The 17,076-nt window shown below is 68.3% G+C and carries 15 protein-coding genes; 5 read left to right on the top strand and 10 right to left on the bottom strand.

Annotated elements, in window-relative coordinates; all coding sequences use genetic code 11:
* Window position 1: 1 nt before the first annotated feature.
* From EII42_RS07550 to EII42_RS07540, 3 genes are read left to right on the top strand one after another with little or no spacing between them, the layout of a single operon-like run.
* On the top strand, window positions 2-871 hold the full coding sequence (locus EII42_RS07550; RefSeq protein ID WP_125171513.1) for a carbohydrate ABC transporter permease: 870 nt from the start codon (window positions 2-4) through the stop codon (window positions 869-871).
* A 10-nt stretch (window positions 872-881) separates the two neighbouring features.
* Window positions 882-1,691, top strand: coding sequence for a carbohydrate ABC transporter permease (locus EII42_RS07545; RefSeq protein ID WP_125171512.1), 810 nt, complete (start codon window positions 882-884; stop codon window positions 1,689-1,691).
* 10 nt (window positions 1,692-1,701) lie between these two features.
* Window positions 1,702-2,913 (top strand): glycoside hydrolase family 32 protein, encoded by a 1,212-nt coding sequence (locus EII42_RS07540; protein WP_125171511.1) that lies wholly within the window; start codon window positions 1,702-1,704, stop codon window positions 2,911-2,913.
* A gap of 1 nt (window position 2,914) precedes the next feature.
* Here EII42_RS07540 and EII42_RS07535 read toward each other — a convergent pair whose 3' ends face one another.
* Together EII42_RS07535 and EII42_RS07530 are read right to left on the bottom strand one after the other, a co-directional pair.
* A complete protein-coding gene (locus tag EII42_RS07535) occupies window positions 2,915-3,997 on the bottom strand; it encodes a LacI family DNA-binding transcriptional regulator (protein ID WP_125171510.1) in 1,083 nt (360 codons plus the stop codon).
* A 146-nt stretch (window positions 3,998-4,143) separates the two neighbouring features.
* Window positions 4,144-5,940, bottom strand: a complete 1,797-nt coding sequence (locus EII42_RS07530) for an ABC transporter ATP-binding protein (RefSeq protein ID WP_125171509.1) — start codon at window positions 5,938-5,940, stop codon at window positions 4,144-4,146.
* A gap of 145 nt (window positions 5,941-6,085) precedes the next feature.
* On the opposite strand from EII42_RS07530, the gene EII42_RS07525 reads away from it, so the two are divergent.
* Both EII42_RS07525 and EII42_RS07520 read left to right on the top strand, forming a co-directional pair.
* Window positions 6,086-7,231: an acyltransferase family protein gene (locus tag EII42_RS07525; RefSeq protein WP_125171508.1), complete on the top strand. Its 1,146-nt coding sequence runs from the start codon at window positions 6,086-6,088 to the stop codon at window positions 7,229-7,231.
* Window positions 7,224-7,817: a TetR/AcrR family transcriptional regulator gene (locus EII42_RS07520; RefSeq protein WP_125171507.1), complete on the top strand. Its 594-nt coding sequence runs from the start codon at window positions 7,224-7,226 to the stop codon at window positions 7,815-7,817. The genes EII42_RS07525 and EII42_RS07520 overlap by 8 nt, the downstream gene beginning before the upstream one ends.
* A 44-nt stretch (window positions 7,818-7,861) precedes the next feature.
* On the opposite strand, the gene EII42_RS07515 is transcribed toward EII42_RS07520, so the two are convergent.
* From EII42_RS07515 to EII42_RS07480, 8 genes are all read right to left on the bottom strand, one after another.
* Window positions 7,862-8,980, bottom strand: a complete 1,119-nt coding sequence (locus EII42_RS07515; protein WP_125171506.1) for a glycosyltransferase family 2 protein — start codon at window positions 8,978-8,980, stop codon at window positions 7,862-7,864.
* The gene (locus EII42_RS07510; RefSeq protein ID WP_125171505.1) at window positions 8,974-9,954 is read right to left on the bottom strand and encodes a 3-oxoacyl-ACP synthase III family protein; all 981 of its coding nucleotides are present in this window, start codon (window positions 9,952-9,954) and stop codon (window positions 8,974-8,976) included. Before EII42_RS07510 ends, EII42_RS07515 begins: the two co-directional genes overlap by 7 nt.
* A gap of 3 nt (window positions 9,955-9,957) precedes the next feature.
* Window positions 9,958-11,274 (bottom strand): F390 synthetase-related protein, encoded by a 1,317-nt coding sequence (locus tag EII42_RS07505; protein WP_125171504.1) that lies wholly within the window; start codon window positions 11,272-11,274, stop codon window positions 9,958-9,960.
* The gene (locus EII42_RS12915) at window positions 11,255-13,087 is read right to left on the bottom strand and encodes an NAD-dependent epimerase/dehydratase family protein (protein WP_158676438.1); all 1,833 of its coding nucleotides are present in this window, start codon (window positions 13,085-13,087) and stop codon (window positions 11,255-11,257) included. The genes EII42_RS07505 and EII42_RS12915 overlap by 20 nt, the downstream gene beginning before the upstream one ends.
* A gap of 241 nt (window positions 13,088-13,328) precedes the next feature.
* On the bottom strand, window positions 13,329-14,612 hold the full coding sequence (locus EII42_RS07495; protein WP_125171503.1) for a citrate synthase: 1,284 nt from the start codon (window positions 14,610-14,612) through the stop codon (window positions 13,329-13,331).
* 155 nt (window positions 14,613-14,767) lie between these two features.
* The gene (locus EII42_RS07490) at window positions 14,768-15,118 is read right to left on the bottom strand and encodes a hypothetical protein (protein ID WP_125171502.1); all 351 of its coding nucleotides are present in this window, start codon (window positions 15,116-15,118) and stop codon (window positions 14,768-14,770) included.
* Complete coding sequence (locus tag EII42_RS07485) at window positions 15,115-15,435, bottom strand: hypothetical protein (RefSeq protein ID WP_125171501.1); 321 nt, start codon at window positions 15,433-15,435, stop codon at window positions 15,115-15,117. Before EII42_RS07485 ends, EII42_RS07490 begins: the two co-directional genes overlap by 4 nt.
* The gene (locus tag EII42_RS07480) at window positions 15,432-16,691 is read right to left on the bottom strand and encodes an amidase domain-containing protein (protein WP_158676436.1); all 1,260 of its coding nucleotides are present in this window, start codon (window positions 16,689-16,691) and stop codon (window positions 15,432-15,434) included. The genes EII42_RS07485 and EII42_RS07480 overlap by 4 nt, the downstream gene beginning before the upstream one ends.
* Between the last annotated feature and the right edge of the window lie 385 nt (window positions 16,692-17,076).

The following is a 17,076-nucleotide window of genomic DNA, read 5'->3' as shown; positions in this document are numbered from 1 at the left end:
CATGCAACGTACGGTTCTGACCTGGTTGTTCCTGACCCCCACCCTCATCGGGCTCGGGCTGTTCACCTTCCTGCCCATCCTGGCCTCCATCGCCCTGGCCTTCTTCCAGTGGGACATCATCACCGACCCGCAGTTCGTGGGCCTCCAAAACTTCGCAGAGATCGCCTCGGACCCGACGATCCGCGTCTCCTTCCTGAACACCATCGGCTTCGTCGTCGTCGCGGTAACGCTGCAGCTGGCGCTTGCGCTGGGGCTCGCGGTGCTGGTCAACACGAAAATGCCTAATGTGCTGAAGTCGTTCTTCCGCTCCGTGCTGTTCTTCCCGCTCATCCTGTCCGCCGCTTCAGTGTCGATCATTATGAGCTACCTGTTCAACGAGAACTTCGGGCTGGTCAACCATTTCCTGAACAAGCTGGGCATCGGGGACGTGCCGTGGCTGACCTCCTCCGGTGGAGCGACGGCCGTCGTGGTGCTGGTCTACGTGTGGCAGAATTTTGGGTTCTCGTTCCTGCTGTTCCTCGGCGGGCTGGCGTCGATCCCCAAGGAGGTTCACGAGGCCGGGCAGGTCGACGGAGCGACGAGCTGGCAGCAGTTCTGGCGGATCACGTTCCCGCTGGTCAGCCCCACCACCCTGGTGGCCTCGGTGATGGCGATCATCTCCGCCCTGCAGATCTTTGACCAGCCCTACGTTCTCACCCGGGGCGGGCCGGGCGATTCCACCCGCACCGCCGTCATGGTGATCTACGAGTCCGCATTCAAGCAGTTGGAGTTCGGGAAGGCATCGGCCATCGGCATCATCCTGACCATTCTCATCATGCTGGTCACTGCGCTGCAGTTCCGGCTGTCCCGTCGCTTCGTGTTCTACGGCTGAGGAGCCAGAGATGAAGAAGATCGCAACCTACGTCGTGCTGGCCCTGGCCAGCCTCCTGACCCTGGCACCGGTGATCTGGACCGTGCTGTCGTCAATGCGGCCCCCGGCCGAGTCCCTGTCCGCAGATGGCTCGTTCATCCCGACCAGCCTCGACCTCTCCTCCTACCCTGCGGTGTTCGAGGAGGTGGATATGTGGCTGCTCATCCTCAACTCGGTGCTGGTGACGGTCATCATCGCCGTGGGACAGATGCTGTCCTCGGCGATGGCCGGATACGTGTTCGCCCGCTTCGAGTTCCGGGGCAAGAACCTCTTGTTCGCCCTCATCCTCGCGACGATGATGGTGCCGATGCAGGTCACCATCGTCCCGGTCTTCATGCTGATCCGGGGCATGAACCTGGCCGACACCCTCCTGGCCCTGATCCTGCCCGCCATCCCCACGGCTTTCGGCACCTTCCTGATGCGTCAGTATTTCATGGGCCTGCCGGTCGAGCTGGGGGAGGCCGCCGAGATCGATGGTGCGAGCCCATGGCGGACCTTTTCCTCGATCTACGCGCCGCTCGCCACTCCGGGCATGGCCATCGTCGGAATCCTCGCGTTCAACTACCACTGGAACGAGTTCTTCCGCCCGCTCATCCTCACCATCAGCGAGCAGAACTTCACCCTCCCGCTGGGGCTCGTGTCGCTGCAAGGCAACATGGGGACCGGGTCAGTGGCGACGGTTCTCGCAGGCGTGGTCATCTCGATGATCCCCGCTTTCCTCGTCTTCGTCTTCGGGCAGCGGACGCTGCGCGAGGGCCTGACCGCGGGCTCGCACCGCTGAAAGGAGTGTCATGACCGCGCCCACCACCTCCTACCACCTGCGGCCCGTCCACGGCTGGCTCAACGACCCCAACGGCATGACCCGCGTCGACGGGGCGTGGCATGTGTTCTTCCAGCACAACCCGGCCGCACCTGCCCATGCGGCGATTGCCTGGGGGCACGCCAGCAGCGACGACCTCGCCCACTGGCGGCTCCACCCCGTCGCCTTTTCCCCGACCCCCGGTGGTCCGGATGCGTTCGGCTGCTGGTCGGGGGTGTACGTCCCCGGCCACGACCGCCCCGCCGTCGTCTACTCAGGGGTCGCGGATGCCTCCGGCCAGTCGACGGTGTGCCTGCGCTGGGGCAGCCCCGACCTGAATCAGTGGGGGCCGCCCGTCGTCGTCGGGGCGACCCCGTGGGACGACGGAGTCGCCATTATGCGGGACCCGTTCGTATTCGAGCATGGGGGGCGCAGGTTGGCGGTGCTGGGCGCGGGACTCAGTGACGGGTCTCCCGCAGTCCTCCTCTTCGACCGCTCCGACGAGCTGGCGTGGCGCTACCTCGGGGTGCTCGTCGCGGGGAATGCGGTCCTTTCTGATGCCGGAGCGGCGGATGTCTGGGAGTGCCCGCAGTTGTTCCCCCTGCAGGAGAAGTGGGTGCTGGTGCTCTCCCTCCACGACCGCGGGGTGCTCGGTCAGGTCATCGCGGCGGTTGGGGACCTCGTGCCCGACGGGGAGGGGCTGCGGTTCGTCGCCGAGTCCGTCCACTCCCTCGACGACGGCACCGACTTCTATGCACCCCAGGTGACTCTCGCCGACGGTGAGCCGCTGCTCATGGGCTGGGTCAGGGAGGCCGATCAGGACCCTGCGGTTCGGGATCATGCCGGATGCCTCACGCTGCCGCGTCGCCTCGGGCTGGCTGATGGGGTGGTGGTGAGCCGCGTCGACCCGGTCGCCGCAGAGGCCCTGACGGGGGATGTCAAGCATGTGAGGGCAGGGGAGACGCTGCTGGCGGATCGTCGCTGGTTGGTGAAGGTCGTCGGGGACGGGGTGCGGCTGACACACCCGGATCTCGGCGAGGTGCCAGTCGCGCCCGGGGATGAGCTGTGGGTTGACGGCGCGGTTCTGGAGCTGTACCGCCCCGACGGGATCCCGGCGACCTGGCGTCACGACGAGCCGTGGACCCTCACCGTCGAGGACGAGGGGGCGGTGGAGATCAGGCAGGTGGTGGCTTCGGTGCCGTGAGTCAGCGCTCGGTGCGCGGTGGGGCCGTCGAGTCCCGGACCACCAGAGGACAGGGCAGCACCAGCTGCTCCGCCGGGGTCGGGGCGTCCAGAGCCAGCCGCACGGCCGCCTCACCCATCGCCGCGTGCGGGAGGGCGATGGTGGTGAGCGCCGGGACCAGACGCTCGGCCAGCGCCTCCTGGTCGTCGAAGCCGATGATGGAGAGGTCACCGGGGACGCCGAGGCCCAGTTTCGTGGCGGCCAGCAGCGCCCCCGTCGCGACCCGGTCGCAGACCGCGAACAGCGCCGTGGGTCGCTCATCGGGGGGCACGTCCAGCACGTCGAGGGCCGCGGCATACCCTTCGTCGATCTCCCAGCCCCGCGTGTGGAGGCGAGCCGCGACGCCCCGTGTTGCTGCAGCCTGCCGGAACGCCGCCCAGCGGATCGGGCCGGACACGTTCCCTGCCTCGGCCTCCGGCAGGGTCGGCTCGTGGTGGCCGCCTAGCATGACGACGTCGCGGTGCCCGAGATCCGCCAGGTGCTGCAACGCGGCGACGGCGCCCCCCGCGTCGTCAGGGCGGACCGAACTGGTGTCGGGATCGGGTGAGGTGCAGTTTGCCAGCACCAGCGGGATGCGCGAGGTGGGGGCCTTCAGCAGCTGGGTGAACCCCATGGTGGCGTAGATGATGGAGTCAACCTGGCGGTGTTCGAGGTCGGCGATGGCATCCGCGACGCGTCCCGTGCGATGGCCGAGGTCCATCACGAGGAGCACGTGGCCGATGGCTTCGGCGGTCTCGGTGGCGGCGGCGAGCAGGCGACCACCGAAGGGCGACGAAGCGACCCCGTCCGTGACGAGGCCGATGGATGCGGTGCTGCGTTGCCTGAGGCTCCGCGCGACGTGGTCGGGGCGGTACCCGAGCTCCTTGGCTGCTTTGAGGACGTGGGCGCGGGTCTTGGCGGAGATGTTTCCGGCGTCGCGGCCGTTGAGGACGAGGGACACGGCGGTGGTGGACACGCCAGCGGCTGCAGCAACGTCGGCTGCCCGCACCCTGGAACGTCCCTTGTCTACCCGCACATGGTCATAGCACCAGCCGTCACGCGCCATGTCAATTCGGTTGCTCCCGACCTGGCGCACGGGTACGGGTCCCAGGGGCGATGCGCGACGTTTTTGCCGATTGCGCATCTAACCCGGCGGACGGGGACGGGCCGCGCCCGGGCTGCCGATGCCTCGGCGAGCGCTGGGTGCTCGCTTCAGGACACGAGGCCGAAGCGCTTGAGGATCTTGCGTCCCGCAGCGGAGTCGGTGGCCTGAAGGGCGAGGAGTTGTGCGTAGATGCCGTTAGTCCGGGCGAGGTCGGCGGGGCTGCCCACCTCGTCGATGCGGCCGTCGCGCAGCGTGACGATGCGGTCGACGGAGGAGATCGTCGACAGGCGGTGCGCGATGATCAGCGCCGTCCGGCCGCGCATCAACTCCTCCAGTCCGGCCTGTACTTGGCGCTCCGCCTTAGTGTCGAGCGCACTAGTGGCCTCGTCGAGGACGAGGATGGGGGCGTCCTTCAGCAGGGCCCGCGCGACGGCGAGCCGCTGCTTCTGCCCGCCGGATAGCTTCACGCCGCGCTCGCCGATCTCCGTGTCGAAGCCGTCCGGCAGCCGCTGGATGAAGCTCAGCGCGTTCGCGCGGCGCGCGGCGGCGCGCAGCTCGTCGTCGGTGGCGTCGGGTTTGCCGTAGCGGAGGTTGTCGCGGATGGTGCCGGAGAAGAGACTGGCTTCCTGGAAGACCATCCCGATCTGGGAGCGCAGCGCGCCCAGCGGCACGTCGTTGACGTTCTGGCCGAGCACTTCGATCTCGCCGGAGTCTGCGCGGTAGAGGCGCATGAGCAGGTTCACGATCGTCGATTTACCGCCGCCGGACTCGCCGACGAACGCTATTCTTTCGCCGGGGGCCACGTCGAGGCTGAAGTCGTGGATCACCGGGGCATCGTCGTAGCCGAAGGTCACGTCCCGGAATGCGACGACGGGTCCGGTCTGCGCCCACGCCGGCTCCGGTTGGTCTGCGGTGGCGAGGGCGTTGCGCGGCTCGTCGGGCTCGTCGAGCACCCGGAAGTACTCCCGGCTGCCGGTGATGGCGCGCTGCATGGAGTCAACGTAGTAACTCATTGAGGAGACCGGCTGCTTGGCGATGTGGATCAGCTGGATCAGAAGAACCATCGATCCGATGGTGAAGCTTCCGTCTAGGGTAAGCAGGAAGATCAATAGGTAGATGCCGAAGAAGACCAGGTCGAGCACGGAGCAGCGGGCCACATCCATCCAATGCCAGGCGGTGGATTGGCGTCGCGTGATTCGGATTGCTGCATCGTAGTGCTCGTCGAAGTGGGCCAGTTCGCTCGCCTCGGTGGTGAAGCTTTTCACCACTCTCGCCTGTCCCACCACCTCGGCGAAACGGCCGCCGGCGATGTCGTGATGCTCGTTCTTGAGCGTCTCGTAGCGCTGCCAGCGTCGGCTGGTGAGCGTTGTCAGGTAGGTGAAGACGGGATAGATGACGATGAGCAGCAGTGCCAGCCAGGGCGAGTGCCATCCGGCGACGAGCAGGGTGACCAGCACAGTCAGCGCCGTGGTGAACAGCGCATTGGAGAAGAACTGCAGGAAGTTCGTGATGCTGGTGATCGACCGGTCCAGTTTCGAGATGATCGTGCCGGTCAGCGTGGAGTCGAAGTAGTTCTGCGGTAGCCGCAGGAGTTTCTCGAAGTAGTTGTGGGACATCAGGCGGCGCACGCGTGCGGCCATCTGGTCGCCGAGGAAGCCGCCCACGTTCGTCGCGACGGTGTGGGTGAGCATCGTCGCGAGCAGGCCGATGGCCAGCCAGACGAGCGGCGGTGCCGCCGGGTCGCGTGCTCCGGAGGTCATGGCGACGACGGTTTCGGTGGCTTGGGCGATCAGGAACGGCGCCAGCAGCGTGGTTGCGGTGGCTGCGAATGCGGAGAGCACGATCCCCAGGTAGAGCGGCCAGAGCTGGCGGGCGTCGGACAGGATTCGCAGGATGCTTCTCACCCCTCGACTCTAGGCCCTGGTATGGAGGTCGTGCTGGGCTGCGGCGTGTGGGGCCCGTCGGTGGGGGTGGCCGGGCGCGTGGGTGGTTTTCGAAAATCTCGGGGAAAACCTCCCGGCCTGACCAGTTGCACAGTAAACTGACTGTATGGTCAAGAATCTTGGTTTGGTAAGCAGCTCCCGGGTGCACGGGCTCGACGCGCTGCGTGGCTTCGCCCTCCTGCTCGGCGTCGTGCTGCATGGGCTGCTGCCCTTCGCGCCCGGCGAGCTGTGGCTCGTCAACGACCGCTGGGAGTCCTTCTGGGCGGTCGCGGCCATCGGCCCCATCCACATGTTCCGCATGGCTCTGTTCCTGATGCTCGCCGGCTACCTCGGGCGAGGGGCGCTGCGGCGTCGCGGCCCGAAGGGCTACTTCTGGGACCGATTCCGCAGGCTGCTGCTGCCGCTGTTCGCCTTCTGGCCCATCGCGGTGCTGCCGCTGGCCTTCTTCGCGGTGCAGGACGCGGCCCGACGCGGCGTGGAGGTGCAGTCGCCCGAAGGCGGCGGATTCCCCACCGCGCACCTCTGGTTCCTGTGGGTGCTGTTCGAGTGCGTGCTGCTCGCGCTGCTGGCTCACAGCGTCGTCGCGCTGCTGAGGCGCGCACACACCGTCGAAGCGGCCATGCAGCGGCTCGCACACCTCATGCTGCTGCCCGGCGGGGTGCTGCTCGCCGCCGCACCCTACGTCGCATCGATGTGGCTGCAAGACACCACCCAAGGGATCGTGGCACCCGTCGGCCTCACACCGGAGCCTGCGGGGCTCGTCGGCTACGGCGGCGCCTTCCTCGTGGGCTGGGTACTGTCCACCGCCCCCGACGGGCTGGCCCGGCTCGCCAGGCAGTGGCCCGCCCACCTCGCGGTGGCAGTGGCCTGCAGCGTCGCCCTAGTGGCCCACGACGGCTGGCCGCATCCGCTGATCTGGGCGCTCTACGGGGTGGGCGGCTGGTGCTGGGTGTATGCGCTCACCGGGATCGCGGTGCGCCACCTGGACGCGGAACGTCCCTGGGTGCGCTACCTGGCCGACGCCTCGTACTGGATCTACCTCCTGCACCTGCTGCCCCTGCTGGGGCTGGAGCTGCTCGTCGCCGACCTCCCCTGGCCGATGGTGGTGAAGCTGGCGGCGGTCTGGCTGCCCAGCCTGGCCCTGCTGCTGGTGACCTACGACCTGCTGGTGCGCTCCACCTGGGTAGGCACGTGGTTGTCGGGAAGACGACACCCGCGGGTGCTGCTGAGGATAGGGTCGGTACGTGAATGAAACCTTCATCGAGCGGGCCAGACGCAAGCAGATCGTGGCGGCCACCATCGACGTGATCGCCGACGAGGGTTTCCGCGCGGCTTCGGTGGCGCGCATAGCGGAGCGGGCGGGAGTGTCGAAATCGCTCGTGCTCTACCACTTCACCACCAAGGACGAGCTGCTGCGCCAGACCGTGTTCGACACCTATGCGGCCCTCGCGGAGGCGGTGACGAGCCAGCTGGACTTCACCCGGCCCGTGGCCGAGACGCTGCCCGAAGCCGTGCGCCTCACCGCCCGCGTGGGCATTGACCAGGCCCGCAGCCGTAGAGCGCTGGACCAGATCATCGCCAACCTGGGCCGCTCCGGCACCCCCCAGGTGCTCACGCCCGCCGACGCGGACCCCATCACCCTGGGGCTACAGCAGATGTTCGAGGCGGGGAAGGCCGACGGCTCCCTGCGCCCCGACCTGGACGCGCACGCGATGGCGGTGGCCTACCAGGCCGTGATCAACGCGATGCACACCCACCTAGACGCACACCCGGAGACCGACGTGGACGCCTTCGCCGACGCGCTGACCGACGTGCTGCTGCGCGGAGCCGCACGCTAGGCCTGGCGCGAAAGCGCGGGCGGAGCCGGGACGCTTCGCCCGGTTCAGCGTGAGTCGGGCCTCGCGGCCGACTGCGGGTATCGTCGGCCCTTCCAGCTGAGCTCCCGACGCAGCCCCACCACGGCCCCGGGGATCGACAGGATCGGCGTAATCGGCCCCAGCAGGCCCTCCGCCAGGTCGGCGGGCGCCCGGCGCCCCGCGGCCACCGCCACCACGGAGCGGTCCAGCAGGCTCGCCGCCCGCAGCGCCCACACCCAGCGGGAGCCGCGTACCAGCCACGGCAGCGTGTGCGTCAGCCCGAAGGCCAGCAGGCTCAGGCAAGCAGCGACACGGGAACCTTCGTGCGTCGCCACCACGGACTTACCGAGTCCCCGGACCGACTCGCGGTAGGTGCGGTAGAAGACGGCCCCCAGCAGATCGCCGCCCAGCGCCAGACGTGACCGGCCCCGCCTGCCCCGCACCCGGGTGAACTGCACCAGGCGGGCCAGCAGGATGTCCTCCTGAATGCGGTTGGACAAGGCCCGATGGCCGCCGCAGGCCTCGTAGGTGGCGCGGTCGATCGCGATTAGCGCGCCGGAGGCGCTGCCCTTACCGAGCCGGTCCCAGCTGAGCAGCGGCCAGGGAGCCATCGTCAGCACGATGTTCTCCACCAGCGGCGACAGCAGCCGCGCCGATGGCGAAAGCTCACGCAGCCCGGGAAGCACGCTGAACAGATCGGCACCCAGCCGTGATTTCAGCTCCAGGATCGCGTCCAGGGCGCCCGCCTCCCAGCGGGTGTCGGCGTCGGTGAACACCAGAATCTCGCCCGACGCGGCCCGCGCCAGTTCCCAGCAGGCCCAGTTCTTCCCCATCCAGCCCTCGGGCCGCTCCGACGAAATCACCCGGACACCCAGGCTGTCAGCCTCCGCCAGCCCGGCGCCGTTCAGGCCGTCGTCGAAGACGATCACTTCGTTGGCACCCTGCCGGGCGAGCGCCCGCAACAGCCCGGGTAGGTTGTGCTCCTCGTCGCGGGCCGGAACCAGGATCGACACGCTCGGCCGCTCCTCGCGACGTGGCGCGGGCCGCAGGCGGGGTATCACGGCCGAGTTGAGGGCCAGCGTCGCGGCCCTGGCGGCGAAGATGGCCGTCGCCGCGCCCAGCGCCAGCCTCCGGAGCCTCACCATCGCACGATCATCCCCGTCGTGGTGAGGCCCGCTCCGGTGCCGACGAACAGCACCCGGTGGCCCGCGGAGATCCGGCCGGTGGTCAGCGCCTGATGCAAAGTGAGCGGGATGCTGGCCGCGATCACATTGCCGAGGCGTTCGAGCGTCGACTCGATGCGTTCGCTGGGCCAGTTGTAGCGCTGCAGCAGCTTCATCCCGGCCGCGCTCGCCTGGTGCGGGATGACGAGATCGATGCCATCCAGGCCGCTGGACAGCCCCGGCTGCAACTCCTCCAGGAGGCGGGGCACCAGCTTGTGGCCCAGCATCAGCGCCCGCCGACCATTCATTCGGAACGTGAAATCCTCCGGCGGGCACTGCGCGTCGAGGCGCGGGCGCCGGTAGCCGCCGGCGCGAATCTCGGTTGCCCCGCCGCCCTCGGGCCACATCTGCGCCACGTAGCGTTCGATCCCCTGATCCGGCCGCTCGGCCTCCCCGACGATCACCGCCGCCGCGCCGTCGCCGAAGAGCAGCGACGACTCCGGGTCGGCCAGGTTCAGGCCCCGGCTGGACACCTCGCAGCTGACCACCGCCACCCGTCGCGCCTGCCCGGCGGCGACGAGCAGCGCGGCCTGATGGATGCCGACGAGCGCGCTGACGCACGTGGAATGCACCGAGAAAGCTGGTCGCCCACGGAACCCGACGGCCTCCGCCAGGTGGGACGAGCCGTCGGGAATGGGCTGCGGAAAACTGCCGGAGGCGTGGATGAGCACATCCAGCTCGGTTATCTCCATATTCGCGGCGGCCAATGCCTGGTCAAGGGCCGCGGCGCCAAAGGTGACCGGGTCGTCGTCGGGGGCCACCCAGCGTCGCTCGGCAACCCCGGTGGCCTCCAGCACCCGCTGGGCATCCAGCCCAGCGCGGGCCGCTAATTCGGTGGTGGTGACCACCCGATCAGGTAGCGCGTTTCCGGTGGACAAAACCCGCATATTCAGCATTGTTCACTCCTTGTTCGTGTTGCGGAAAACACGTCGGAGTTTAACGCCGGGCGGGAGCGGTTGCCACGGCCGATCGGTCAGACTGACGCCGCGCACACCGTGGCGGTCCAACTCCGCCAGCACGTGGTCCCGCACGGTGGCGCGCAGCCCCGCGAGCCACGGCTCCACCTCGACGCAGAGCGCAGCCGGTCCGGTTTGGATCAGCCGGTACTCCCTCAGCTCGGGCACCCGGCTGAGCGCGGCGCGCAGGAAATCGGGCCAGATGGTCACCTCGCCGTTCGCGCCCGGCAGGAGCAGCGCATCATCCTGGCGGCCGACGATGCGCACGATCCTCCGGGTGGCGCTGCCGCAGCCGCAGCCGTCGCCCAGCTTCAGCAGGTCGTTGAGCCGGTGGCGCACGACGGGCTGCGCACGGCGACGCAGGTCGGTGATCACCGGGCGCACCAGCCCCTCGCCCACCGGTTCCGCCTCGATGTGGACATGCTCCTCGGCAAGGTGCAGCTGTCCGGCCGCGCACGGCAGGCCCAGCAGACCCTCCGTCGCCTGATAGATCTGGATCACCGGCGCGCCGAACCAGCCGGCCAGGAAGGCCTCCGTCTGCCCCTCCAGCACCTCGGCGACGCTGACCACCCGGCTCGGCCGGGCTCGACCGCCGGCGTCAGCGACCGCGCGCAGCACCGAGGGCGGGCCGACGATCACCGTCGGCGACGTGCGCGTCAGCCGATCCGCCAGCTCCTCGACGGGGCGGAGGATGTCGTAGAAGTCGATGCTCACCCGGCGGGAGGCGGCCGTGCGATAGAGCCCGCCGTCGGCCCGCAGGAAGAAGGCGACGCGCTGGGGTGTTTGGAGAGCCCACGGGAAGGGGCGGAAGATGGCCGCGAGCACGCTGCCCGCCCAGCGCAGCCGGTCGGCGCGGCTGACGATGAACGCGCCCTGGGTGCCGGAGGTGCCGGTGGATAGCCCGACGGTGATCTCGCCGCCTCGCGTGGTGAGCTGTCCGGTGAAGTCGCGGGTGGCTTCGGCCTCGCGGGCGAGGGCGAGCACGTCGTCGAGCCGGGCCCCGACCGTGTTGAGCTGATCGAAGTTGCCCATCATGTCGGGTTTCTCGACGGGCGGTAGCTCCCGCCACCGCCCGGGAGGCAGCCCCGCGTCGGAGAAGCGACGCGCCGTCCAGGCGGAGTGCGCGATCAGCCAGGGGATCTGCGTGCGGGCGAGACGATCCTGACGGCGTTCGACGGCGGCGCGGGTACGGAGCCGTCGACGCGCGGCCGCGATGCCCTCCGCCGCGATCACCGCGAGGTCAGCCGGCCGGGAGGTCATGCGACACCACCACCTTCGCCTTCGGGTGCTGGGCGAGCCAACGTCGCCACGCGGCGGCGCTGCGGCGCGCGTCGGGGAGGCTGTGTGCCACTATCCGCCGGGTGAGCCAGTGCGGTTCGAGGCCGTCACGCAGCGCCCGCTCGCTCCACGCGACATCCCCGGCGATAAGGGTGAGCCCGGCGCCGTCGCGGTTGTCAGTGGCGGTGCGGGCCACGACACTCACCGAGCCGTGGGTGTGGCCGGGGGAGGGCACCACCCACAGGCTGCCGTCGCCGAAGAAGTCCATCGCCCGGGTGAAGGGGGCCAGCCAGGCCGGGGCTGCGGTGTAGCCCAGCGGGCGGAGTCGTTCGCGGGCGGGCACCACGTCGGGGACGATGCCGTGGCGCACCGCGGCAAGTCCGTTGTGGCGGCTGAGGGCGGAAATCTCTGCCGGGTCGAGCCAGACCGGCGCGTCCGGGAAGTCGGCTGTCCCCGCGAGGTGGTCGAGGTGCAGGTGAGAGCAGAGGATCGCGGTGACGGATGCGGCGTCCTCGCCGCGCGCCTGGAGCTGCTCGACGAGCGCCTCGCCCGGTGGTAGGTGGATCGGCAGCAGCTTCCCGTACAGCCAGGCGGGCCAGCGGCGAACGGCTTCGACGGCGGCGCGGGAGTAGCCGGTGTCGAAGAGCACGAGGCCGCGCTTGGGGTGGCGGATGAGCGTCACCCCGGCGGGAAAACGTCGTTGGCGCCAACTTTCGCCGCGCTGCGCCAGCGCGCCCGGGGCCACGCACCAGCCGGCCGCCAGGTGTTCGAGCTGCACCGTCGTCGTGGATGTGCTCTTGGCCGGGAATCGGGTGGTGGGCGCGAGGTCGTCGAGCACCGAACCCAGGCCTTCGGTGTTGATGGGGCGGTAGCCCAGCTCGTCGCGGGCGCGGGTCAAGTCCAGGCGCAGACCGTGGGTGAGGAGGCGGATGCCTGCCGCGGTGAGCTTCGGCTCCGAGCGGCCGAGTCCGCGGGCGAGGAGCTCGGCTGCGGACGCCGCGGCTTCGACGAGTGGCGCGGGCACGCGTCGGCTGGGGCGGGGCACGCCCAAGGCGTCCGCCACCTGATTGATGCTGGCCCAGATGGCGATCGGGTCGCCGTCGGCGATGTTGACGGGTCCGGTGACCGTGCTTTCCACGGCCAGCCGGGCGGCATGGGCGGCATTGTCGACGTGGGTCAGGTCGGTCAGCACGTCGCCCGGCACGAGCCGGGGCAGCCTGCCCGCGCGTAGCGCGGCGACGATGCGCGGCATGATTGCCGAGTCCCCGGGGCCGTAGATGCCGCGTGGGCGAAGGCAGCAGGCGTCGGGGTGCGCGTCGAGGACGGCGCGTTCGGACAGCCACTTGCTTCTCGCGTAGGCGCTGTCGAAGCGCGGTCCGACGGGCAGGGTCTCCGGCACCGGCCGGGCGGGGGTTCCCCAGCTGGGGTCTTCGTGCACGGCGCGGTTGTAGATGCTGGGGGAGCTGATGTGCACCAGTCGGGTGCCGCGGGCGGCGCAGGCCTCGGCTAGGCGGCGGGAGGTGTCGATGTTGGTTCGTTTGAGGTCCGCCCAGCGGCCCCACAGGGTGGAGAGCGCAGCGCAGTGAACCACCGCGTCGACTCCGCGCAGCAGGCGGGCCAGTTCGTCGGGGCGGGTGAGGTCGGCCGGCAGGATCTCGACGCCCAGCCCTGTGAGCGCGAGGTGGCGCCGCTGGGAGAACGTGCGCCCGGAGGCCACCACCTCGTGTTTCTCGGCGAGCAGTTGAGCGACGCGCCCGCCGAGGAAACCCGACGCGCCGGTGACCAGTATCCTCATGGCCCCCATCATCTCAGGAGATACCGGCCCGCTCGGCCGGGCCGCCCAGCGGTCGCCGGGCCAGCGTCGTCGGGTGGTCTCGGCCGAAACGGTTCAGGGCCGGTAAATCCTCCTTGTGCTAATGCCCCGGGTCGTGGGTAGTCAACCAAGCCGTCCGGTCAGCACATCCGTGTGGAGGTCAGACGTCCCGAGCCCGGAAAAGCGTCCGGGGCCCGCCAGCGGCAGGCCCCGGGGCTGGGAGTCAGCGTTCAGCGATGGGCACGTAGTCGCGCTCGGTGGCGCCCACATACACCTGGCGTGGGCGGCCAATCTTGCGTGCCGGATCCTTGTGCTCCTCCTGCCACTGGGCGATCCAGCCGGGGAGCCGGCCGAGGGCGAACAGCGCGGTGAAGTGCGTTGCCGGGAAGCCCATGGCCTCGTAGATGAGGCCGGTGTAGAAGTCGACGTTCGGGTACAGCTTCCGTGCGATGAAGTACTCATCGTTCAGCGCGGTCGCCTCCAGCTCCAACGCCATGTCCAGCAGCGCATTGTTCTTGCCGGAGTCGCGCAGCAGTCGGTCGGCGTGGCCCTTGATGATCTTCGCGCGCGGATCGTAGTTTTTGTACACCCGGTGGCCGAAGCCCATGAGGCGCACGCCGGACTGCTTGTCCTTCACCTTGCTGACGAAGTCCTTGATGTCCATGCCGTGCTCGCGGATCTCGCGCAGCATCTCCAGCACCGCCTGGTTGGCTCCGCCGTGCAGCGGACCGGACAGCGCGTTGACGCCAGCGGACACGGAAGCGTAGAGGTTGGCGTCCGACGAGCCCACCATGCGCACCGTGGAGGTGGAGCAGTTCTGCTCGTGATCCGCGTGCAGGATGAACAGCGTCTCGAACGCGCGCACGGCGGCGTCGGAGATCTCGTATTCCTCCATCGGGGTGCCGAACGACAGGCGCAGGTAGTTCTCGACATAGCTCAGGCCCCGCTTCGGGTACAGGAAGGGTTCGCCCACGCTCGACTTGTAGGCCGACGCGGCGAGCGCGGGCATCGAACCAATCAGACGCAGCGACGCCTCCTCGACGTGCTCCGGGTCGTGCGGGTCCAGGTATTGGCGGTTGTAGGCGCCGAGGGCCATGATGCCCGCGGAGAGCACCATCATTGGGTGGCCGCCGCGCGGGAAGGAACGGAACAGCTCGCGCAGCCGCTCGTCGAGCATCATCCGATTTGTGACTTTGGCCGAGAAGTCGTCGAGCTGCTGCTGCGTCGGCAGTTCACCGTGGAGCAGAAGGTAGGACACCTCAAGGAAGGAAGCCTTCTCCGCCAACTGCTCGATCGGGTAGCCACGGTAACGAAGAATGCCCTTGCCGCCGTCGATGTAGGTGATCGCGGACTGGCAGGAGGAGGTGTTCACGAATCCAGTGTCGAGGGTGGTGTAACCAGTCTCAGCCAGCACTTTCGCGATGTTGAGGCCGCTACTTCCGTCGGTCGCCTCCACCACCGGCAGTTCCACCTCTACATCGTTGATCTTTAGGACCGCTTTGGTCATGTGTGTCCCTTCCTTGGGTTGCGGCGGCTACGGCGGCGCCGTCATGGATGTCGTAGCTAGATATTAACCGCAACTCAGGGTGCGGAAAAGAGCGGAAGCTCTGGCGAGGCCAGCCACCGCCGCCCGACGTGCCCGGCCGGGCGGCGGCGGCTGGATCAGCCTGAGCAGTTCGTCCCCGTCTTCGACGGCACGTCCCTGAGAAGGGAGTACGCGCCGAGGCCCCACACCGAGGCGGGCAGCAGCAGGCTCAGCGCCAGGACGACCGCGGCCACGGTGCGCCGGGTAGCCACCAGCCAGATGGCCAGCCCAATTCCGAGCACAGCCAGCGCAGCGGAGGCCCAGCCCGCGACGTGAACCCAGATCGGCGCGACGAGGCTCAGGTCACAGGCCTGAGCGCGCTGCCTGACGGTAGCGTTCGCGCCCGAACTGGCGACGAGCACCAGCACGACAGCCCCGACGAGCGAGAGCGCCGACAGGGTCGGGGCCAACCACCTGTACCTCATCACTCGACAAGCGCCCGAGTCTCGCCGCCAAAGTAGCGGTTGACCGCCCCTTGCGCGTCCGCCTCCATCTGCGCCAGTGACTGGGCCGTCTCCGCGAGCTTCTCGCCGGTTTGGTCTACGCACGTAGCAACCTGACGAATCTGCCGCGCCAGGGTGGCCGAAAACTCGTTGCACGCCGCCGTCGTCGCGAATCCCTGAGACGATACGGAAGTCTTAGCGGCTTCGGAGGCCGTGCGCCCCAAGTCCTCAGCGATGCCGGAAACCTTGGAGGAGAGGGCGGCGACGCCCCCGTAGTTCATGTCGATGTTTGCGGTGCTCACCAGGTCTCCTTAGGCCGAAGAATAACGATTTTTTGGTCGCCCTCGCGGATGTTGTTGTACGGCTGGCGCGCGTTGAGCGACACGTTGTCCTGGGAGCTGGTGTGCTGCGTGTAGAGGATGTCCCCGTTGGGTGTCACGGCGGTGACGATTGCCGCGTGGTGGGACATCCCCTTGTCGATCTCGGGGTTGTGGCCGTCCTGCTCCCAGTAGATGATGTCGCCCGGGCGCACATTGCCCGGCGCGACCACCTCGGCCCCGTTCCTGGTGAAGAAATTCTGGCTGGCTTCCGCGTTCACCCAACTGTCGGTGTGCGAGGGTCCCCAAGTCCGCATTGGGGTGTCAAACTGCGAAATCAGGTTATGCCCCCAAGCGTCTTCCTGGATCGTGAGCCACCCCTTGGAATCCAGGCCGGCGGCTTCAAGGGCCGAGGAAACGAAGTGGGTGCAGTTGTTGTCAAAGTAGTCCAGATCTTTGTTGTAGGCGTTATCCAGAGCGTACTGCACCAGTTTCATGCGGTTGTAGCCGTCGCTGCCCGCGAGATCACGCTTCACGTCGTCGGGCACGCCGGCCATGTTGTACACCTCGAGTGGCAGCGCCCGCTTGAACTGCTCCCGCTGCTCCTCGGTGAGGCTCGTCCACCACTTGTGCTGCTCCTCCTTGGAGGCGTTGAGCGGCATGGATTGCTTCATCAGGTCGAGAGAGGCCTGGGCCGGGGCGTCCAACACCTCGTTACGCATTTTGTTCACGTCATCCCCGTCGACATCGCCGTCCTTGTCCACGTCAACGCCGTGTTGGTCGAGCTGCTTCAGCTGTGCTGCCGCCTCCTGGTCGATGCGCGCCGCGTCGGCCAAGATGGTTCGGATCAGTGGGGTGAACGTGTCGGCCTCCGCCTGCTTGGTTGGGTCGTAGGCGCGCACCGTGCCGTCGTCGTTCACGTGGAAGGCGCGCGCCCGTGCCTCCGCCACGGTCAGTTGCAACTCCCGCTGCTGGGTCCGCATGGCGGCGGTGAAGCCGTCCAGCACGGAAACCGATCCTCTGGCTTCCATCGCGAGGATCTCGCACGAGCGGGCCTCGCGCTCCAACTCGTCCCGCGCCCCCGCCGCGTACTTGTCTTTCCAGTTGTCGGCCAGGGCACCCCCCGATCTGTCATATATCTCTTCCGACTGCTCAACGAGGCTCTTCGCAGTCCGGACGTGGCTCTGAGACAGTTGGTCGAACTGACTGATATTGATACTTTCAAGTTCGCTGACCAGCATCTCGCATCCTCTCGTTGGTCTTCGTAGCGCCAGATGTGTTAGCATCTTCGATGCTAAATCCGTCACGGGTTCACCTTCAAGGGCCGACGCGGTGGACCCCTAGGGGGTGGAAGAGGTTCGCGGGCGAGATCTGCGGACGCGACCCGTGATGCGGGGTCGCGATCGGCTTGGACCTGTCTCGATAGTCACGCAGGGGCCGTGCCGCGTCGGATCGGGTGGAAGATACATTCAATATCTCGCTCCGCACATCCAGTGCAGAGGCGGCCGCCGGGCACTGGCTCTCCTCAGCCGAAATGTGTCCCTTGCTCCGCGGTGAGCCCGGAGTGTGCCCCGGCGCGGAACCTTGACGATTCGGGCAAGCGCGCGACACCGGTCGTGCGAGGTC

The sequence above is a fragment of the Tessaracoccus sp. OH4464_COT-324 genome (assembly GCF_003932855.1).
GTDB lineage: Bacteria > Actinomycetota > Actinomycetes > Propionibacteriales > Propionibacteriaceae > Arachnia.
Note: the sequence above shows the minus strand (reverse complement) of the source record. Positions and strands in the feature narration are given on the sequence as shown.